General features: G+C 54.9%; 18 protein-coding genes and 1 pseudogene. 6 read left to right on the top strand and 13 right to left on the bottom strand.

Features of this window, described 5'->3' with window-relative positions:
• Nucleotides 1-207 precede the first annotated feature (207 nt).
• The gene (locus GOW98_RS04345) at nucleotides 208-873 is read right to left on the bottom strand and encodes a YrbL family protein (RefSeq protein WP_170329830.1); all 666 of its coding nucleotides are present in this window, start codon (nucleotides 871-873) and stop codon (nucleotides 208-210) included.
• A gap of 358 nt (nucleotides 874-1,231) precedes the next feature.
• On the opposite strand from GOW98_RS04345, the gene GOW98_RS04340 reads away from it, so the two are divergent.
• Together GOW98_RS04340 and GOW98_RS26175 are read left to right on the top strand one after the other, a co-directional pair.
• A complete protein-coding gene (locus GOW98_RS04340; protein ID WP_217359335.1) occupies nucleotides 1,232-2,500 on the top strand; it encodes an agmatinase family protein in 1,269 nt (422 codons plus the stop codon).
• Nucleotides 2,490-3,023: a DUF3299 domain-containing protein gene (locus GOW98_RS26175; RefSeq protein ID WP_217359333.1), complete on the top strand. Its 534-nt coding sequence runs from the start codon at nucleotides 2,490-2,492 to the stop codon at nucleotides 3,021-3,023. Before GOW98_RS04340 ends, GOW98_RS26175 begins: the two co-directional genes overlap by 11 nt.
• 678 nt (nucleotides 3,024-3,701) lie before the next feature.
• Here GOW98_RS26175 and GOW98_RS26005 read toward each other — a convergent pair.
• The 3 genes and pseudogenes from GOW98_RS26005 to GOW98_RS04320 all read right to left on the bottom strand — a co-directional run.
• A pseudogene (locus tag GOW98_RS26005) lies at nucleotides 3,702-3,809 on the bottom strand (IS481 family transposase); the annotation flags it as partial.
• 371 nt (nucleotides 3,810-4,180) lie between these two features.
• Entirely contained in the window at nucleotides 4,181-5,014 is an 834-nt protein-coding gene (locus GOW98_RS04325) for a class I SAM-dependent methyltransferase (protein WP_170329828.1), read from the bottom strand.
• A 255-nt stretch (nucleotides 5,015-5,269) separates the two neighbouring features.
• Complete coding sequence (locus GOW98_RS04320; protein WP_170329827.1) at nucleotides 5,270-5,542, bottom strand: integrase core domain-containing protein; 273 nt, start codon at nucleotides 5,540-5,542, stop codon at nucleotides 5,270-5,272.
• 532 nt (nucleotides 5,543-6,074) lie between these two features.
• Between GOW98_RS04320 and GOW98_RS04315 the strand changes: the two genes are divergently transcribed.
• From GOW98_RS04315 to GOW98_RS04305, 3 genes are all read left to right on the top strand, one after another.
• A complete protein-coding gene (locus GOW98_RS04315; RefSeq protein ID WP_170329826.1) occupies nucleotides 6,075-6,608 on the top strand; it encodes a hypothetical protein in 534 nt (177 codons plus the stop codon).
• 36 nt (nucleotides 6,609-6,644) lie between these two features.
• On the top strand, nucleotides 6,645-7,217 hold the full coding sequence (locus tag GOW98_RS04310) for a helix-turn-helix transcriptional regulator (protein WP_170329825.1): 573 nt from the start codon (nucleotides 6,645-6,647) through the stop codon (nucleotides 7,215-7,217).
• Between the two features lie 165 nt (nucleotides 7,218-7,382).
• Entirely contained in the window at nucleotides 7,383-8,069 is a 687-nt protein-coding gene (locus GOW98_RS04305) for a LamG-like jellyroll fold domain-containing protein (RefSeq protein ID WP_170329824.1), read from the top strand.
• Nucleotides 8,070-8,397: 328 nt separating this feature from the next.
• On the opposite strand, the gene GOW98_RS04300 is transcribed toward GOW98_RS04305, so the two are convergent.
• The 5 genes from GOW98_RS04300 to GOW98_RS04280 form a co-directional block, all read right to left on the bottom strand.
• Nucleotides 8,398-9,414, bottom strand: coding sequence for an endonuclease/exonuclease/phosphatase family protein (locus tag GOW98_RS04300; RefSeq protein ID WP_367646800.1), 1,017 nt, complete (start codon nucleotides 9,412-9,414; stop codon nucleotides 8,398-8,400).
• Nucleotides 9,411-10,457, bottom strand: coding sequence for an ABC transporter ATP-binding protein (locus tag GOW98_RS04295; RefSeq protein WP_170329823.1), 1,047 nt, complete (start codon nucleotides 10,455-10,457; stop codon nucleotides 9,411-9,413). Before GOW98_RS04295 ends, GOW98_RS04300 begins: the two co-directional genes overlap by 4 nt.
• 11 nt (nucleotides 10,458-10,468) lie before the next feature.
• Entirely contained in the window at nucleotides 10,469-11,362 is an 894-nt protein-coding gene (locus tag GOW98_RS04290) for an ABC transporter permease subunit (protein ID WP_170329822.1), read from the bottom strand.
• An 11-nt stretch (nucleotides 11,363-11,373) separates the two neighbouring features.
• A complete protein-coding gene (locus tag GOW98_RS04285; protein WP_170329821.1) occupies nucleotides 11,374-12,255 on the bottom strand; it encodes an ABC transporter permease subunit in 882 nt (293 codons plus the stop codon).
• Between the two features lie 72 nt (nucleotides 12,256-12,327).
• Nucleotides 12,328-13,632, bottom strand: coding sequence for an extracellular solute-binding protein (locus tag GOW98_RS04280; protein WP_170329820.1), 1,305 nt, complete (start codon nucleotides 13,630-13,632; stop codon nucleotides 12,328-12,330).
• 217 nt (nucleotides 13,633-13,849) lie between these two features.
• Between GOW98_RS04280 and GOW98_RS04275 the strand changes: the two genes are divergently transcribed.
• On the top strand, nucleotides 13,850-14,863 hold the full coding sequence (locus tag GOW98_RS04275; protein WP_170329819.1) for a LacI family DNA-binding transcriptional regulator: 1,014 nt from the start codon (nucleotides 13,850-13,852) through the stop codon (nucleotides 14,861-14,863).
• An 18-nt stretch (nucleotides 14,864-14,881) separates the two neighbouring features.
• On the opposite strand, the gene arsB is transcribed toward GOW98_RS04275, so the two are convergent.
• Genes arsB through GOW98_RS04255 form a run of 4 tightly spaced genes read right to left on the bottom strand, consistent with a single transcriptional unit; the run spans nucleotide 14,882 to nucleotide 19,021 of the window.
• The gene (gene arsB, locus GOW98_RS04270; protein ID WP_170329818.1) at nucleotides 14,882-15,934 is read right to left on the bottom strand and encodes an ACR3 family arsenite efflux transporter; all 1,053 of its coding nucleotides are present in this window, start codon (nucleotides 15,932-15,934) and stop codon (nucleotides 14,882-14,884) included.
• Nucleotides 15,931-17,196, bottom strand: coding sequence for an organoarsenical effux MFS transporter ArsJ (arsJ, locus tag GOW98_RS04265; protein ID WP_170329817.1), 1,266 nt, complete (start codon nucleotides 17,194-17,196; stop codon nucleotides 15,931-15,933). Before arsJ ends, arsB begins: the two co-directional genes overlap by 4 nt.
• Nucleotides 17,193-18,191 carry an ArsJ-associated glyceraldehyde-3-phosphate dehydrogenase gene (locus GOW98_RS04260; protein WP_170329816.1) on the bottom strand — a complete coding sequence of 333 codons (999 nt, stop codon included), beginning with the start codon at nucleotides 18,189-18,191 and terminating at the stop codon, nucleotides 17,193-17,195. The genes arsJ and GOW98_RS04260 overlap by 4 nt, the downstream gene beginning before the upstream one ends.
• Nucleotides 18,188-19,021: a helix-turn-helix domain-containing protein gene (locus GOW98_RS04255; protein WP_170329815.1), complete on the bottom strand. Its 834-nt coding sequence runs from the start codon at nucleotides 19,019-19,021 to the stop codon at nucleotides 18,188-18,190. Before GOW98_RS04255 ends, GOW98_RS04260 begins: the two co-directional genes overlap by 4 nt.
• Nucleotides 19,022-19,094: the final 73 nt, after the last annotated feature.

The following is a 19,094-nucleotide window of genomic DNA, read 5'->3' as shown; positions in this document are numbered from 1 at the left end:
GGAAAAGCACTTGCAGTTTGCCGTTTCGCTTCCAACTTTATGTTGATTTTGGTGCTAAGAGGACATGCCCACCGTTTGCTCTGGTTGACCGCTTCGGCACGCAAATAGAACCTTAGTTTCATTTGTTGAATGTTCCGATTGAACAGAATTGCTCCAATCGAGGTCCATTTCCCTGCACGTCAGTTGTAATTGGTAATAAATCAAACGTTAGCCTGAAAAGGCTGGTATGCTGACCTGATCGACCTGCGCCAACGCCTCCTCGGCTCGACCGACAACCACCTTTCGCACCCGGTTCAAGCCATAGGCGTTTATCCGACTCGAGCACTTCCGCAGAGGTAAAGCCTGCTTACACCCAAAGCTGTCTATCCAGACGAACCTGCCCCGGCCGTCTCCCTGCGTCTGGAACACGATGTTGCTTATGTTCTTGTTGCTAATCACGACATGATTATCGATTAGAGTATCGAAGAAAGTGTTTAATAGCGTCAAGTGCCAGGACGCGAGGCGACCTTCGCAAATCATCTGCCTTAACGTCGGGGGCAGGTTTCCGTCGGGGTCGGAGATGCGCTCGTAGACCAATCCCAGCCCGAGGTCGGTTGGGACCGTTCCGTGAACCTCGCAGATCGGCAATTGTACTCCAAGCTGCTGCACACGGGCCTTTAGCTCGAGATACTCGTGGAACTCCCGCAGAAAGCCCTTGTACATGGTTGCCCGGCGAAATCGGCGCTCGATCCGGTTTGTATTTGGGATATGGCCATGGTCGTCGAAAGTACCCGGCTGCGGCACTTTCACAATAAGAGCCGGATCGCCCGGATGGGCGAAGACATACTGACGGTTACCCTTTGCAAGCACTGGCTCGGCGCTTAACTTCAGCATCTATCACCTCACTGCGCAGTGAATAAAAGTATCCTATCGCACTCTCTCGGTAAGAAAAAGTGTGTGCCTCCGGATGGCAAAAAACTGTGTTGCATCAATACTGGCGCTTCATCTGATCGCATTTAAGCGTGACTGTGTCCGGTTCGGGTTCCAGGACGGCATTCGCGGCACTCAGCTTGCGTGATTGCTGTGTGGACAAAGCCGTAAAGGTGGGAAAAGACTTTTGGATACGAGGGAAGTCCAATAACCTCACAAGACCGCCCACTATTTAGTAACAACTGCAATAAGTCAAAATTTGCTTTTAACAGCGGTTTCGGTGATAGTTTTGGGATAGCCAAAATTCGAGGAGGGACTTCCGGTGTTTCAAAGTCTCCGTACCGCGCTCGCCATTCTGTGCGTTGTTTTTTCTGGTGCAGCCAACGCCCAGTACTATGGCCATGAATTCGAAGGTACTCAGGCCCCGATCCGTGAGGGGGAACAACCCGTTATTCCTTTGGACACTGAAGATCCAACCTACAATGCATGGCGCACACCCTTGCCAAGTTTTGAAGGAGAGCGTGAAGGACGAGACCCCGGAATTGTTGACCCTCAGCGTTTCCCTGGTCAAGGCTACATGCAGCTTCCAACGTTTTTGCACCAACCGTTAGCCTTCACGCCCGGCGATCTGGCCGCCGCTGAGGTCGACGTCGCCATCATGGGTGCCTTTACTGACATGGGGACCGGCGCGCGCGGGGCGTCGCGCGGTCCGAATGCGGTTCGTAACTCCTCGATGTATCTCGGCCGTGGGGCGCGGCAGCCGCATATGCACGTCATGGTCGACCCGCTGCAGGAAATGACAGTCGTTGACTACGGAAACGCCCCGAACGACATCATGAGCACCGAGCGCACAATTCATGCGGTCCGTTCTTTTGTTGGTCAGGCAGCGGCGGTGCAACACGCTGACGGTAGTCGTGTGATACCCTTTATCGTGGGTGGTGATCATTCATTGATGTACCCAAACGTCGCTGCGATGACGGACGTTTATGGAAAGGGCAATGTGGGTGTCGTTCATTTCGATGCACACTACGATGCCGGAAAATATGGCTTTGGACACCTGATCAATCATGGCATGCCTGTTTTCAGGTTGATCGAAGAAGACTTGGTTCAGGGTAAAAACTTCATTCAAGTTGCTTTGCGCGGATACTATCCAGACGAAAAAGCATTTGAATGGATGCGTATGAATGGGTTCCGATATCATACGATGGCTGAGATCGAAGAACGCGGCTGGGACGCTGTTATGGAAGACGTCATTGCCGAGGCGAATGACGGGCCGGAGTATATCTATATCTCTTTCGACATCGACACCTTTGACCCGGCATTCGTACCGGGAACGGGGACACCTGAGCCTGGCGGCCTGATGCCCCGAGAGGTTTTCCCAATAATTCGTCGCCTTTGCGCCGAGTCAAACGTGATTGGGTTCGAAATTGTTGAACTTGCTCCTTTGATGGACCCTACCTACGTTTCTGCTTTGAACGCCAACCGAACCATCAGGGAATGCCTGACGGGCATTGCGATGCGTAAACAAGGTTTGACCGAACCAGATTACAAAAGCCCGCTTACTGTTTCGCACGGTCAGAATGACAACTAGGCTACTCGTCTGTACAGTCTGTTTGGTTTCTCTAACAGGTTTGGCAGTGCACTCCGAACCACTGGAGATTTCGTGGTCTGATCTTCGCGAAGGTCGCCTTGTTGAGTGCTCAGAGTTTTTAGAAGGCTACCTGTCAAATCCAGGTTGTCTGCCAAGAGACTTAAGTGATCGCATGCTTTCAATGCAGATAGCCGAGTGCGTACCCGGGAACTCTAACCTTGAAGGCAGTCTTGTTCTCATTGCAGGTTACGCTCATCCCGTTGAGTTCGAATTTAAGGACGTGAAAAGCTTATTGTTGGTTCCTAAGCTGTCTCAGAAGTGCCGACATCCAACGGCACCTCTTCCTGATCAAGTCATTTCTGTTGAGTATCCAGAAGGCGTCGACATAACAGCTGACCCTGTGTGGGTTACAGGCAAACTTTTCATTCGCCAAAGTCAGAGCGAACTCGCGCCTTCAATATATAGGATTAAAGCTTCGGAAATAGTCACCGCAACCATTCCAGACGTTTCAGCCGCCGAGTAAGGTCTTACGTCGCGAGGCCAGTTACCGCTATGGATTGTTTCGGATATTTGATCCTGTTTCATGATCGCTAGTAATGCCGGTCACAGCGGTCATTCGGCGAAAAAAGTCTTGTCAAAATGCAACAAAAGACCGAGCTGACATGCTTCACTAGAAAAAAGGAGTTTCGTTGACGTTCGGCAAAGGCCAAACCCTACTCCCGCAACCAAACACAAAAAAACAAATACTTAGCGCCCCAAGGGGCGCTTTTAGCGTTTTGGAGCACTGCACCCGGTGCTACACTTGTACTACGCTGCACAGCAAAGAACAGCACCTTGGAAGAAGCGAAACTAACCGTCAGAGTCGCCGATTCTTCCCCCAGAAGAAAAACCAACCCGCAGTCACCGTCTGTTCTGTCAGCCAAGTGAAACTGCCTTGCCCGCAGACGTACGAAAAAGGATTTTCCCCTACCCCGGGTAGGGAGAAACCACGGCTCAAGATGATATCTCGAATGGCGACTTTGAGCCCGTTTCTCGAATGCTGCAGTAAGCACAGATGACGGCAAAGCGCAGATAGCTGACCTTGCAAAGTCGCAAGAAAGAACAGCTTGGCAACCGTTGGATGGTCAAAAGAAGCATTGAGCCGTTGCCGCGAGAATTATTCCTGTGTCGGCAGAGTCGCAAAAGACACTAAAAGAATGGCTCGGACAAAGCCCATCACCTCACAGGCTTTCGAGACATTGCCCAGTTCCTCGGCCAGATTCAGCAAGCCAGTTTTGTGTTTGATGATCTCGTAGGTAGTATTCAACATCGTGGTTTCCTCGTTTCGATGGTTTGGTTGGCACCACCATCAAATCGGACAACCATCTCCCTTCAAGGAAACCACCGCCCCCAATCCAATTTGAAAATTTGGGGGCGGTGTCAGATCACATCGAGACTAATTCACATCAAAGAACGAGGATGGATCGCAGTATATTTTATTGCAATTCATACTGACACACCGTTGGTCTCAATAGGGCTTGTCCACTACTGACGCCCATAAGTCTCTGGCAGAAAATGTTGTGGTACAAGCAGGAGACAGTTGCCGGTTGTTCTAGCTTATATCGAACAACAGCCCCACAAAGACATACTCCCGCTGCTGATACACGTTTTTCATGATCTCTGCTGAGTCGCTGATCTCGTTCAACCGCCGAACAAAGATGTCAATTTTCGTTTCTTCTTGGCGGGCTGCTCAACCGCTTTTTCATTGAAGCGCATGTCGCCAGAACTATCGTAGATAAGATCTGTCCATTTTGTTTTCGCTTCGAGATCAGAAAGCAATTCCGGATCATCTTTCATCAGTATGATCGCTCCGATCTGCCGATAGACGGGTTGAGAGAATTCGATAGTGGGTTTCGGTCCATGAAGGTCCGCGTCATAGTCATGCTGATTTGGGGGCGCATCATAAGGATGGACGCAGGTGTCTGAACTGTCGGTGACAGGTGTTCTTGAATAGATGCGCCACCGACGAGCAGAATTTACACGAGAGATCATACGATAGAGTTCTAGTGACGTCATCGCATTTGGATGCCCTGCCCAATCGGACCAGTATAGCTTTAGTCCATTCTCAAAAAGGTAACCGTCGCTGTCAAACCAGGGTTGTCTTATGAATACGAAGTCTGTTGCTGCCTCACAGGCTGCTTCGATACAGCTTCCCGCTAAATCAACACTCGGCAAATGCTCGAGAAAGTCCATCATAGTGACAAACCGAGCGCTGTTGGGTTGGGCCTTTAGTTGAGTAACATCAGCCAATGCGGCATCGTAACCTGCATTTCGTGTCTGCTCTACCTTTGAACAGCTTATGTCAAGGCCAATACCGCTAGATCCGCCCAGATCTTTCTGTCCATACGCCAACGATCCTCCGTTGCTACAACCAAAGTCGATCTGGTCGTATTGATTGCTTTCAAACAGTGCGCGCAGGTCTGTGTCAGAAAGCAGTTTTGTACTAGCGCTATTTGCAGTCTGTTCTTCCGACATTATCTGTGTCTCCATGAAAAAATTTATTGGAAAAGCATGGCTTGAAGTCTGTCCTCTAAACTGACCTCCAAAGCTCGATAGCTGGTCCTTTCCTTATTTCGACTAGGCTGGAGGCTGAAAAGAATCAACCGTCATTTTCCAAGTGGCAAATTTTTGTGTAAGTCTTCCGTTTCTGGACGTACATACAAAGGTAATTGACCTGAGCCCCAAGTTTCCTCCACCTTGGGGAGTGTCCTAGGGTTTGATTTGATGGCGTTAAGCGACCAGTTTGTCCATCATGGTTTTCTTTCCAAATTCTCTGGGCATCAGGATTCCGAGAGCCGCATGTGGTCTGTGGGTGTAGTAGTCCTCCTGCCACGCGTTCAGCGTGTCACGGGTCTCAGCCAATGAGCTGAAGAGCGTCTCGTTCAGGCACTCATCGCGCAGCTTGCCGTCGAAGTTTTCGATGAACGCGTTTTGTTGAGGTTTGCATGGGTCGGTATAATACCAATCGATCCCGGTCTCCTGCAGCCACTTGAGCACAGCCATTTATGAAGTTCTCTCCGGTTCTTCGAACTTGAGCAACTTGGACAAACCCAGAAACCTTGGCGAGCGTTTCCACATTTAAGCGGTCGTTTGACGAAACACCTATCACTTGGTTGGGGCCAGCATTTTTCGCATCGAAGAATTCAGTTGTGACGTAGAGTCCTCCACAAAACCTCGGATAGGTGACGCAAAGAGTGACGCAAATAGTACTGTGATTGATATAAGGTTCTGTAATTAAATATAAAAATGCAAAAGTAAACAAAAAGTAATCCTGCCGGGGTCGCCAATGCGTTATTATTTTGTTTGTCGATCTGGAAACAAATAAGCTCAACGGAAGCCATCAGAAAATCTGGACCAAAAAAGATATATGTCCACAATCGGAGTCCTTTGAGATGTGATAAAAGGAACGATTTCGCACTTTATTAACACCTGATGGCTTTATGTGAAAAAATGATTAGAAGATCTTTGGCCCAACAAATTAATTTGACCTAGTGGCGGTATGAATTCCATAATTGCGTCCTTCTAGGTGTTTCTTATGGATAAAAATTTCTCGGATCTGGTCGTACCTATTGTCGAAGCCTCCTACCGGCCTGAATTGTGGCCTGGGGTTTGCGATCAGGTGGTTTCGTTGATAGGCAATGCAACAGCTTTTATGATTTTCGAGTATGACTTCGAGGATTTTGGAAGCCAAATCTTCCACAGCTCTTACGAGTTTTCCATTTATGGCCGAGAAGTGATTGAGGTAACGAAGTCGCCAACCCTCATACCAGTCGAAGAAATGGAGGGGTATTCACGTTTCGCGCGGAAGCCATCCGGAAAATTCTATTCTGAGTTCGAGCTTTACGATCTCGAACATGACCAGTTCTTACCTGAGAACCCTTTTCGAGATCGCGTACTGGCGGCTGGAAAATCAAAAAGCCGCAACGTGGCAAAAATGAACGATGTCGGTCCTTGGGCGGATATTGGTGCGTTACACATGGCGCAGTTCGGTGCCGAGATTCCTACGAGAGTGCGCGGCCTTATGGATGACATGGTACCAATCCTGTCAAATTCGATAGAGGCTGGTTGAATAATACGGGGTCTTACCCGAAGTTACGCAGCACTATTGGACGCCTTTGATGCACTCGATTTTGCGGTGGCATTGTGTAAGGCTGATGGCCGCATATTGGTGTCCAACCAAGCGTTCAAAGAGACTGCTGCAGAACGTGATTCACTAACTGATCATAGTGGGACCGTTGGCGCGGCATTGCCGAGTGAAACCGACGCATTGCGTTCAATTCTTAGGTCGGCACTCGACACACGCGCGAGCCCGGAACACCTCATTACGTCACTTCGTCGGCGTTCAGGCAGGTTACCTGTCATCGCAAAAGCCGCGCCAATCCGGGAAAGCGAGGTTGCCCCCGCAACCCTGGCATTATTTGTATTGATTGACCCAGAAGACTCACACTGCCTCAACGTTTCAGGCCTTGAAGCCTTTAATCTTCTGAGCCCTGCCGAGCTGGAGGTTTGCGAACATATCATCCGAGGCACAACAACCGAAGAAATAGCCCAACTCCGTTCGACAAGCCTCAATACCACGCGGGATCAGATCAAATCCTCTACTGCAAAATTGGCCTGTAAATCCCGTCTGGACCTTGTTCGTCTTGCGCTGTCTGCCCGCCCTCCAATCCGAAATTGACGGTCAATCCTCCACATAGGGGATGACGCAGGGTCAATTGTTGTGACATGATGCGGTGTGCAATTTCGAGTTGGGGGTAACGTTAAAATGTTAAGAACGTATCTGATTTCTGCATGCATTCTGCTTTATCCGGTGGGCACTGCAAGCGCTGCAACACTGCAGCACATGTTCACTTTCGACACGGACGAGAACGACGAAGTTGGATCAGCATCGGGAAACCTAATTGGTGGTGCCGTTGTATCGGGCGGCGTGCTTAACTTGGATGGAGGGAATGACTACCTCCAGATGTCAGGTAACTTGCTTCCCACAGACGGAAGCGACTTCACATTGGCATTTCAGGCGTTGAACTCGCGTACTTCGCAATCTGGAATACATGAAATAGTCTCGCAAGGGACTTCGGGTGGACCGGGCTTTTATGTAGGCAATATCAACGGACAGGTGCGTTTCACAGATCAATTTGGCGCAATTTCTACACCCACCCCAACGGACGGGCTGTTTCATGATTACGTAGTCACAAGTGAAGTAGGGGTCGGAACAAAGCTATACCTAGACGGGACTGAAGTTTTTTCATCTGCAACGCCCATTTCAATTGGCGGTTCAACACCGACGCGAATTGGTACCCAATTTAATATGCCAGGAGCAACGCCATTTAATGAGTACTTCCAGGGGCAAGTCGACAACTTCTTCGTTTTTGATGGCGCACTGGGCTCTGGTGAAGTAAAAACCGTTTTTAGCGATGTCGTGCTGGCTCCTGTACCGTTGCCACCGTCGAGTATTCTTTTAATTGGTGGTTTTGCTGGATTAGCTTTCCTTCGCCGACGCAGGACAGTAACTCGGGCACAGAAGAGTTAGGCATCATCCCCAAGCAGTGCTTTTGTAATCAGCGCGATTGGGGAGTTTCATGAAATTCCTCCGGAAAGCGCTGACTCGAACAGGCAGTAAGCTGAAAAAAGCGTTAGCGAGATCAGGGTCAACCCCATACGATTACTCTTTTGATGCTTAATACAAGCCTTTGTTGATATTTCTGCTACAACACTATGCTCAGGATTCCTGCAGTATTCGATTTAGTTTACCCTTTGTTGCAGGAATCCAATGAAACAGTTTTCTAACATTATAGTAAGAATAATAGCATCCTACGTCAAAACGAGAATGAGGGAGTTACCTGACGCGGCCGCTAGTTTTAATCTGACTTCTCTTGCGGTCTGACGGTGCTCCAGACGCAATCGTGGTCCGACAAGGGGGTGCCCGAAGCGGAAATCGAGGTCAGAATTCCGCTTTCAACCGGCGCGTACCCACGGCCTACCAGCCAGTCCAGCTTCATTTTCCGGTCCGGGTGCGGCGTGATCAGGCTTGGTCGCGTCGTGAGACCCGGCGGAGTGAACGCCCAAGAATAGCCCTGACCTTCGGCCAGATCGAACAGGGTCTCCTGCCGCCAGTCGAAATCGGGCGGAAGGTGGTTACCAGTGTTGAGGTCTCCACCGATGAGGACCGGCAGACCGGGGGCAAATGTATCAACAGCCTGCAGCAACAGGTTGAACTGCGCGTGCCTTTGTGCCGCATCCGCATTGCTTTCCAGATGGGTCGAGGCCACGCAGACGGGGCCGTTGGCAGTAGGGATTACGGCGGCGATGGCCATCCGGCCGCCGATACGGGGTTGTTCGGGATCTGCCGCTCCGGCTTCGGGCGCGAACCAGTGGCCATGGTCGTCCAAACGGATCAGGGCGGTGCGTTCAAACGGCACCGAGGACAGGACCGCGTTGCCGTGCCAGCCACGTTCGTTGAATGTATCGGTGCAGAACGCCCGCTCGGTCGGGCCGCCCAGATCAAGCTCGTGAAACTCGACCCCAAAGGCGTAGACCATACCCAGGGCGCGCGCCATCTCTTCGGTTGTGTGACGTTGAGAGGTGCGGGCCATGCCGTGATCGACCTCGGACAACAGCACCACATCCGGAGCGATCGGTTTCAGGTGGGTGGCTGTGTCTTTGGGAAACAAGCAGCGTTCCACATTCCAGGCCGCGACGGTAAATTGAGAGGGAAGTTGGGCGGCTGAACTGCCTCCCCCCACTTGTAGCGCGTTCATCGCGGGCAGGCCGGACAACAGGCCCCGGTGCGCCTCGGACGTGCGTGGGGCGGCCAGAATTTCCCGGCGCTGATCCGGGGTTACAGCGGGAAGAACATTAAAAACGTCACTGATCACAGGGTTTTTCCCGTTTCCGCATCGAACAGCCGCAAGGCGTCGGGTTTTAGGGTGACGCGGGTCTCGCCAGTTTGGACGTCCTCGTCCTTGCCAACCAATACCGAAAAGGGTTGTTCCGCAATCGTACCATGCAGCAGGCGGTGGGCGCCAAGTTCTTCCAGAATATCAACGCGGAACGTGACGGAACCCTGATTGTTCAACTCCACATCCTCGGGTCGGACGCCCAACGTGACCGGGCCGACATAGGCGGCGGGGGCGGGCATCAACCCGTCATACCCGTTGATCCGGACCTGCTGTTCGGCCACTTCGGCCTCGATCAGGTTCATCGGCGGCGCGCCCATAAACGAGGCGACAAAGGTCGAGGCGGGGTTGTGATAGACTTCGTACGGGGTGCCGATCTGTTCGATCCGACCTTCGTTCAGAACGATGATGCGGTCGGCCATTGTCATCGCCTCGACCTGATCGTGGGTGACGTAGACGGCGGTGGTGCCAAGGCGACGCTGCAGGGCCTTAATCTCGATCCGCATCTGGTTGCGCAGTTTGGCGTCGAGGTTGGACAGCGGTTCGTCAAACAGGAACAAGGCCGGATCGCGGACCACCGCGCGGCCCATGGCAACACGTTGACGCTGGCCGCCGGATAGCTGCGCCGGTTTGCGGTCCAGATACTCGGTCAGGTTCAGCATCTTGGCGGCATCTTCCACCTTGGCCGAGATCTCGGTTGCAGGCGTGCCGCGGTTTTTCAGCCCGTAGCCGATATTCTTGCGCACCGTCATATGCGGGTACAAAGCATAGTTCTGAAACACCATTGCGATGTCCCGATCCGCCGGGTCCACGTCATTAACTACCCGGTCGCCGATTTTCAGTGTGCCGTCGGAGATATCCTCGAGCCCCGCGATCATCCGCAGAAGTGTGGACTTTCCGCAGCCCGAGGGGCCGACCAGAACGACGAATTCGCCATCCTGAATGGTGAAACTTGTGCTCTCAACCGCCTGAAAGCCGTTGGGATAAACCTTGCGGATGCCCTCTAAAGAAACCTGAGCCATGCGCGTATTCCTTATTTGTCGGATTCTGTGAGGCCCTTGACGAACCAGTTCTGGAAAAAGATGACGATGGCCACGGGCGGGATCATTGCCACGATGGCCAGCGCCAGGGCCAGTCCATGTTCGGGGATGTTGGCGTCTGTATAGGTCAGAACGATCTGCTTGATGCCCCGGACCAGCGTGAAAAAGCTTTCATCCGTGGTGATCAGAGTCGGCCACAGATACTGGTTCCAGCCAAAGACGAACATTATGATGAAAATCGCCGCGATCATCGTCCGGCTCAGCGGTACGAGGATGTCGATAAAGAACTTCCACGGGCCTGCTCCGTCAATGCGGGCGGCTTCGGCCAGTTCCTCAGGGACGGACAAGAAGAACTGACGAAAGAAGAACGTGCCAGTGGCCGAAGCGATCAGCGGCACAATCAGGCCAGTATAGGTGTTGGTCAGGCCCAGCTTTTGGATCGCCTCGTATGAGGGCAGGATGCGCACCTCAAGCGGCAGCAGCAGGGTGGTGAAGATGATCCAGAAGGCCAGCGTGGCAAAACGCAGACGGAAATAGACAATCGCATAGGCGGCCATCATCGAGATGATGATCTTGCCCACAGCAAAGCCGATACCCAGAATGAACGAGTTCATCAGCATCAACATGCCGTTCACATTCTTGGTGAATCCGCCTTTTTCAAACAGGGCATTTTTGAAGTTCTTGCCCAGATCGTCGCCCAGCGTCAGTTGCAGCCCTTCGCGGTGGATCGTCACCGCATCATGACTGGCCGTAGTGAGTGCGATCAGCGGCGGCAGCATCATCAGTAGAGAGCCGAGGATCAGAACGACATGATCTCCGACCGTCTCCCACCGAATGCGGCGGGGGCGACGGGTGGCGGCGGGTGCTTCAAGCGTTGTGTCAGCCATGATGTGCCCCCTCAGGTATAGTGAATCCGGCGTTCAACCAGCCGGAATTGAAAGACGGTCAGTGCCAGCACCAGCACCATCAGAACCACGGATTGCGCGGATGAACCGCCCAGATCATTGCCCCGGAAGCCGTCCAGATAGACCTTGTAAACCAGCGTCATCGGGTTGTTGCCCGGGTTGCTTTTCATCAATGCGTCGATGATGCCGAATGTGTCGAACAGGGCGTAGGTGATGTTGATGATCAGCAGGAAAAACGCAGTCGGCGCCAGCAGCGGGAAGGTGACCTGCCAAAAACGTCCGGTGGCCGAGCGATTGTCGATCATCGCGGCCTCACGCACGGAACGCGGGATGGATTGCAGGCCAGACAGGAAAAAGATGAAGTTGACTGGGATCTGTTTCCAGACCGACACGATGATCATCGCCGTGGCCGTGGCGTTGTAATCAACGCCCAGTTTGAAATCCCAGCCGAACATCTGGAAGAACCTGGTCATCGGACCGGTGCTTTGGTCGAAGAACAGAATGCCAAGAAAACCTGCCACCGGCGGCGCGATGGCATAAACCCACATCAGCAGCGTCCGGTAAGACTTGGCCCCGCGCAGCACCTTGTCCGCCTTGACCGCCAGCAACAGGGCGATGGCCAGCGAAAAAAAGGTAACCAGAATAGAAAAGACAACCGTGAACCATGCGACGCGCAAGTAGTGATCGTTGCCGATCAGCGAAGTGTAATTGTCCGCCCCGACAAAGGTGGATCCGAACCCGAACGGGTCCTGTAAGTAGAACGATGATTGCAAAGCCCAGCCCGCAGGCCAGTAAAAGAAGATGGCTATGATCATCAATTGTGGCAGCAGCAGCGCCACAGGTAACCAGATATTGTCGAAGCCCGCGCGTTTCATGATTGGTCCGATACGAAAATGAGGAACGGCCGCGCCTGAACGACGCGACCATCCTGGGGGTGATCCCTAAGCTTAGCTTTGGGTTTTGGCGAAGCGAGCCAGCAGAGCGTTGGCTTCTGCTTCGATGGTCTCGAAGGCGGTATTCACGTCGGTTTCACCGGTCAGGATACGGCCATATTCGCGATTCATGATGTCGCGGATCTGGACGTAGAACCCCATGCGGTAGCCCTTGGTGTTGTCGCCCGCTTTGTCCTGCAGCTGGTTCACACCAATTTCGGCGGCCGGGAAACGATCATAGTGACCATCCGACTTTGCAAGCTCATAGGCCGCCTCAGTGATCGGCACATAACCGGTTTCCTGATGCCAGAAATACTGGGTTTCAGGCGCGGTGAGAAAGCGGAAGAACTCGGCTGTTGCCTTGTTTTCCTCGTCCGACTTGCCCGACATGGCGAACAGGGCGGCGCCACCGATGAAGGTTTGGGTCGGCTCGGCGGTGACAGCTTCCCAATAGGGCAGCTCGACTGCGCTGAATTCGAAGCCCAGGTCTTTCTGCAACAGGCCACCAAACGAACCCGACGAGCCCAGCCACATGGCAACCTTGCCTTCTTCGAATGGTTTGGCGTTGTCGCTCCAGCCGGTGCCGTACCATTCGAACAGGCCGTTTTCGTTCCACTCAGACACGGCGGTGAAGTGCGCCTTGATCGCGTCATTGTTGACGAGGATTTGGGTGTCGGTGCCGTCATAGCCGTTGTTGTTGGTCGCGAACGGCAGGTCATGGCGCGACATGAAGTTCTCGGTGAAGATCCAGGGCAGGTGCGACTGGCTGAGTGCGATATAGCCCGCGTCTTTCAGCGCCGGAGCGGTGGTCGACTGGAACTCTTCCCAGGTTTTCGGCGGGGTGACACCTGCGGCTTCCAGCGCGTCGACGTTGTAATACAGGATCGGGGTCGACGAGTTGAACGGCATTCCGATCATCTTGTCGTCGCTGTCTGCATAGAAGTAGCGGACACCGGCGATGTAATCGTTGATGTCGAATTCAATGCCATTATCGGCCAGAAGATCCTGAACCGGGATGGTCGCGCCCTTGGCACCGATGACGGTTGCGGCGCCGGCGTCGAACACCTGCATGACGTTGGGCTGCTCGCCCGCGCGGAAGGCGGCGATACCAGCGGTCAGCGTTTCTTCGTAGCTGCCTTTGTAGACCGGAGTGATCTTGTAGTCGTCCTGCGAGGCGTTGAAATCCTCGGCGATTTTGTTGACGGTTTCGCCCAACTGGCCGCCCATCGCGTGCCACCAGGTGATTTCGGTTTCGGCAAAAGCTGCGGTCGCGGACAAGGCGACAGCGGCAGCGGTTGCGCTGAACTTGAAGTTGGTCATTTCGATCCTCCGGTTCGGGAGCAGCCCCGATTGTTGGCAGATACGCCGTGCTGAGGGGACGGGCCCTCGTCGTGAAAAGTCTGATGCAATCGGGGAAAAACCCGGGCACAATGCACAGGATGTGCACACGTGGTCACGTACGCGGATCGTGTGACAGTTGGGTGAAACTTTTTTAGCAATATTGACAAATTACGCGGAAACGGACGACAGCTTGGACGTGGAGGACGACAACGCCAAACCCGCCAATAGGCCCCGCCGTGTGACGGCGCAAGCCGTTGCCGACGCGGCCGGAGTGTCCCGTTCCGCCGTCTCGCGGGCTTTCACGCCGGGCGCTTATCTTGATGCGGACAAACGAACGAAGATTCACAACATGGCTGCGCGCATGGGCTATCAGCCCAACGCTCTGGCGGCGGGGTTGAAAGGCGGGCGATCGCATCTGGTGGCGGTCTTTGTCGGCAACATGCGCAGCACCTACGATTCTGAATTCGTGAACCGTTTGGTGGGTCAGCTAAACGCGTTGAACAAGTGGCCGATTCTGATTGATGGCGGTGACGACCGAGCAGAAGCCGCCATTGATCAGGTGATGCGATACCCGCTGGATGCCCTGATTCTGCGCGGTGGCAGTATGCCCGGCGCGCTGGTCGAGCAATGCAGCAAGTTCGGTGTTCCGATGATCTCATCCGGCCGGATCGTGGATGCGCCGAGGGTCGATAACGTGTGCTGCCGGAACGCCGAGGGGATGCGCATCGCCACACAGGCCCTTATCGACCGGGGGCGCAAGCGGTTCGGGTTCATCGCCGGTGCGGAGTGTTTTGCCTCATCTGCCGATCGCCGGGCGGGTTTGATCAAGGCCCTGGATCAGGCCGGGCTGCCGCTGATCGCGGAAGAAGCGGGCGAGTTTACCGTCGAGGCCGGGTATGATGCGTCGATGACCCTGTTGCCGGGCAACCGTCTGGATGCGCTGGTCTGTGCCAATGACGCCAGCGCAATCGGCGCGCTGACCGCAGCACGGGAGCTTGGTCTGGATGTGCCGGGCGCGCTGTCGATTGTTGGCTTCGACGATATCGAGATGGCCGGTTGGCCCACCTTTAATCTGAGCACCGTGAACAACCCCATCGACGAGGCGGTCGAGCACGTCATCCACTTGCTGGAACGCCGGTTGTCCGAGCCTGGCAGGCCCAGCGAAACCCTTCTGATCGATCCCTATTTCGTGCCGCGCGGAACTCACTGATCACATGAGGTGCTCGCGCTAGGGATTGAGTTTTCCCGCATCCAGCGCGTCGACCCCGGTGGGCTCGGGAAACCGGGCACGGGTGCGGTTGGCAAAGGCCACCAGTGACAACATCACCGGCACTTCGACCAGAACGCCAACCACAGTTGCCAGCGCCGCGCCTGAGTTCAAGCCAAACAGGTTGATGGCAACGGCGACGGCCAGTTCAAAGAAGTTCGACGTGCCGATCATGGCGCAAGGGGCGGCGATACGGTGGGGGACTTTCAACGCATAGGCTGCTCCGTAGGCCAGGGCGAAGATGCCGTAGCTTTGGATCAGGATCGGCACGGCGATCAGGACAATCACCAGCGGTTTGGCCAAAATCGTCTGCCCCTGCAGGCCAAACAGGATGACCACCGTGGCAATCAGGCCCAGCACCGACCACGGCTTCACCCGGGTCGAAAACGTATCAATGGCGTCTTGCGAGCCCAGTTTCCGCCGCGTGATCAGCCCGGCAATCAGGGGCAACACCACATAAAGCACGGTTGCCAGCACCAGTGTTTGCCACGGGACCGAGATATCGGTGACGCCCAGCAGAAAGGCCACGATAGGGGCAAAGGCCACGACCATGATCAGATCGTTCACCGAGACCTGCACCAGCGTATAGATCGCATCTCCTTTGGTTAGTTGTGACCAGACAAATACCATCGCGGTGCAGGGGGCCGCGCCCAGCAGGATCAGACCGGCAGTGTATTGCGCGGCATCCTCGGGCTGAATCCACGGCGCAAAGACATAGTCGAAAAACAGCACCGCCAGCAGCGCCATGGTGAAGGGCTTGATCAGCCAGTTGACCACCAGCGTCACGATCAACCCTTTGGGCTGGCGCGCCACGCCCGCGACCGCGCCGAAATCAACGCCGACCATCATCGGATAGACCATGGCCCAGATCAGCAAGGCCACCACCAGATTGACACTGGCCACCTCAGCCGAGGCGATCAACCCGACCAGCCCGGGCGCGGCGAGGCCGATCAGAACTCCGCCAATCATGGCCAATGCGACCCAGACGGTCAGGTAGCGTTCGAAAATGCTCATGAGTATGCCTCAGTCGTTTGATCGGTCAGTTTGCTCGAGGTAAGCGCCGCCAGCGCGACCATGACGGCCGCGGTGCCCAGAACCAAAGGCAGCCCGCCGATCTGATAGGTCAGGCCAGACAGCACGGTGCCCACAAGGCGGCCCGTTGCGTTGGCCATGTAATAGAACCCCACATCCATTGTCACCCGCTCGGATTTGGTGAAGGCCAGGATCAGGTAGGAATGTAGCGAGGAATTGACCGCAAAGATCGCCCCGAACACCAACAGGCCCAGAACCAGCGTGACAGTTAGCCATGTCTGCGGCCCTTGGGAGACCAGCGCCGCTATCGTCAACGCTGCCGGAACGCAAAACAGGGCGGCGGCCCAGCTGCGGGCGGCGTGGATCAGGTCGCCCTCGGTGCGCTCGGACGCACGCAGGATTTTGGGCGCGCTGGCTTGAACGGCTCCGTAAAGGATCACCCAGACGGCCATGAAGGTACCGATCATGAAGAAGGCCGCGCGGTTGCCCTCCTCGGTGCCGTCGGACAGCACCGCGTAGAAATAGATCGGTATGCCGACCACAAACCACACGTCGCGCGCGCCGAACAGAAACACCCGTGCCGCCGACAACCAGTTCACGTTGGAGGATTTCGAGAAAACCTCAGAGAATTTCGCACCCTTGCGCCCCTTGGGCAGGCCCGGCGGCATGAACAGGATGACGGCAACCAAAATGACCGCCAGTACAATCGCCATGGCCAGCGTGGCCCACACAAAGCCCAGCGTCGCCAGCAAAGCGGCCCCCAACAGGAAGCCCAAGCCTTTGACGGCATTTTTCGAGCCGGTCAGAACAGCAACCCAGCGGAACAGCCCGCCGCCTTCGGTCGGCGCCAGCAGTTTCACGGCGGATTTCGAAGACATCTTGGCCAAATCCTTGGCCACGCCACTGGCCCCCTGCACGATCATCACAAAGGCAACTTTGGCCGGAATCGCCCAATTAGGGTCTAATTGGGTCAGAACAAGTAGTGCCCCAACCTGCAACGCCAACCCCGCGTAGAGCGTCGAAGTCAGCCCAAACCGCGCCGCAATCCAGCCCGCTGCAAGGTTGGTCCCCATACCGGCGATTTCATAAAGAACAAACAGATATGCCAACTGAACCGGCGAGAACCCCATCGTATGAAAGTGCAGCAGCACCAACATACGCAGAGCCCCGTCGGTCAGCATAAAGGCCCAATAGGCCGCCGTGACCGCGATATAGGCCGACAGTCCTTCGGGCCGGGTGGTCACAGCGAGGCCCCAACCTTCAGCGCGACATCGACCAGACGGTGGGCATAGCCCATCTCATTGTCGTACCACGCATAGATTTTTACCTGCGTCCCGTTCACCACCATGGTCGAGGGTGCGTCGACGATCGTAGACCGTTCGTCATTGGTATAATCGGTCGACACCAGAGGTCGGGTTTCATAGCCCAGAATGTCCTTTAACTCGCCCTCGGCGGCAGCCTTGAAGAAGCCATTGACCTCTTCAACGGTGGTTTCGCGTTCAACCTCGAACACGCAATCAGTCAGCGAGGCGTTCAGCAACGGCACCCGCACTGCGTGGCCGTTCAACCGGCCCTTCAGCTCGGGATAGATCAGCGTGATCGCGGTGGCCGAGCCGGTGGTGGTCGGGATCAGCGAATTCAGTGCTGAGCGCGCGCGCCGTAAGTCCTTGGCCGGGCGGTCCACGATGGTTTGCGTATTGGTCACGTCGTGGATCGTGGTCATCGAGCCGTGGCGGATGCCGAGGTTTTCGTGAATGACCTTGACCACCGGGGCCAGACAGTTGGTGGTGCAGGAGGCCGCCGTCACGATGTGATGCGTGGCCGGGTCATAGACGTCTTCGTTCACACCCATGACAATATTGGCGGTGGGGCCGTCCTTGACCGGCGCCGAGACAACAACCTTTTTCACCCCCGCCTCGAAATAAGGAGCCAGCTTGGCCTCGGTCTTGAAAACGCCGGTACAGTCGATCACCACGTCCACGCCATCCAAAGGCAGGTCGTTCAGGTTCTTGGTGCCGATAAAGGGCAGGCGGGTGCCGTTGATGGTGACGTTTTCCGCGTCGTGGGAAAACTCGGCATCCCAGCGACCATGCACCGTGTCGAACTCCAGCAGATGCGCATGCATCTCGGGGTTGCCAACCCCGTCATTGATCCAGGCGATTTTTGCGCCCTTCTCCAGCAACGGTTTCAGGGCCAGTTTTCCCATCCGGCCCAGGCCGTTTACAGCGTAAGTCGTCATTTCGTGTCCTCAAGTGACGTCCTGCCGATGTCATCGACAGCAGTTTGCAATGCGATCCGATCAAGGCTTTCGACCGGCAGAGAGGTAAAGGCCTCGATCCGACGCTTCAGCGCGCCATAGGCGTTCTGGAAGGCCAGGCTTTTCTCGGCATCGGTGCCGGTGGCCTTGACCGGATCCACCATGCCCCAATGACCGCTGATCGGCTGGCCTTCCCACGCCGGGCATTCTTCGTTGGCGGCCTGGTTGCAGACGGTAAAGACAAAATCCATGTCCGGCGCGCCCGGCGCGGCAAACTCGGACATGTGTTTCGAGCGCAGCACCGAGGTGTCGTGCCCCTTGTCTTTCAACACCTGCACGGCAAAGGGATGGAGCGCCGATGTCGGCTGGGTTCCGGCAGAATAGACGTTGAACCGATCGCTGCCCAGCTCGCGCAGCAGCGATTCGGCAAAGATCGAGCGGGCGGAGTTGCCCACGCACAGAAACAGTACATTGAATTTGCGGTCCGTCATGGTGTCATTTCCTTGGCTGAAAGGCATGCAAATATCAGGGCGGCCACGGCAGCAATCGAGGACCAGAAAATCCAGCATGTGCTGCACGTTCTTCATATCGACCGAGTAGAGCAGGGACGTTCCCGACCGTTCCTGCGTCACCAACCCCGAACGCTGTAGTGCGTTCAGATAGTTCGAGAGGGTGCTGGCTTTGATATCCAGCTCTGCCGCCAGCTCTCCTGCGGGCACAGTGTCAGGAAAGCGTCGCATTAACATGCGAAACACTGAAATGCGCAGCGGGTGGCCGAGGATGGCAAGTTGGTCAGTTATCTGTTCTATCATATTTCATGAAATATAGAAATAAAGATTATGTGGCAATCAGGAATCCACACCGTCACAAAATCTTCACAGACTG

Source organism: Ruegeria arenilitoris (assembly GCF_013032445.1).
Taxonomy (GTDB): Bacteria; Pseudomonadota; Alphaproteobacteria; order Rhodobacterales; family Rhodobacteraceae; genus Ruegeria; species Ruegeria arenilitoris_F.
Note: the sequence above shows the minus strand (reverse complement) of the source record. Positions and strands in the feature narration are given on the sequence as shown.

What these genes read in the sequence shown, in the direction of transcription:
- GOW98_RS04325 (WP_170329828.1), bottom strand. Translation starts at nt 5,014, where the DNA reads ATGTCGGAAGAACAGACTGCAAATAGCGCTAGTACAAAACTGCTTTCT.
- GOW98_RS04315 (WP_170329826.1), top strand. Translation starts at nt 6,075, where the DNA reads ATGGATAAAAATTTCTCGGATCTGGTCGTACCTATTGTCGAAGCCTCC.
- GOW98_RS04320 (WP_170329827.1), bottom strand. Translation starts at nt 5,542, where the DNA reads ATGGCTGTGCTCAAGTGGCTGCAGGAGACCGGGATCGATTGGTATTAT.
- GOW98_RS04260 (WP_170329816.1), bottom strand. Translation starts at nt 18,191, where the DNA reads ATGACGACTTACGCTGTAAACGGCCTGGGCCGGATGGGAAAACTGGCC.
- GOW98_RS04290 (WP_170329822.1), bottom strand. Translation starts at nt 11,362, where the DNA reads ATGGCTGACACAACGCTTGAAGCACCCGCCGCCACCCGTCGCCCCCGC.
- GOW98_RS26175 (WP_217359333.1), top strand. Translation starts at nt 2,490, where the DNA reads ATGACAACTAGGCTACTCGTCTGTACAGTCTGTTTGGTTTCTCTAACA.
- GOW98_RS04295 (WP_170329823.1), bottom strand. Translation starts at nt 10,457, where the DNA reads ATGGCTCAGGTTTCTTTAGAGGGCATCCGCAAGGTTTATCCCAACGGC.
- GOW98_RS04305 (WP_170329824.1), top strand. Translation starts at nt 7,383, where the DNA reads ATGTTCACTTTCGACACGGACGAGAACGACGAAGTTGGATCAGCATCG.
- GOW98_RS04285 (WP_170329821.1), bottom strand. Translation starts at nt 12,255, where the DNA reads ATGAAACGCGCGGGCTTCGACAATATCTGGTTACCTGTGGCGCTGCTG.
- arsB (WP_170329818.1), bottom strand. Translation starts at nt 15,934, where the DNA reads ATGAGCATTTTCGAACGCTACCTGACCGTCTGGGTCGCATTGGCCATG.
- GOW98_RS04345 (WP_170329830.1), bottom strand. Translation starts at nt 873, where the DNA reads ATGCTGAAGTTAAGCGCCGAGCCAGTGCTTGCAAAGGGTAACCGTCAG.
- GOW98_RS04255 (WP_170329815.1), bottom strand. Translation starts at nt 19,021, where the DNA reads ATGATAGAACAGATAACTGACCAACTTGCCATCCTCGGCCACCCGCTG.
- GOW98_RS04280 (WP_170329820.1), bottom strand. Translation starts at nt 13,632, where the DNA reads ATGACCAACTTCAAGTTCAGCGCAACCGCTGCCGCTGTCGCCTTGTCC.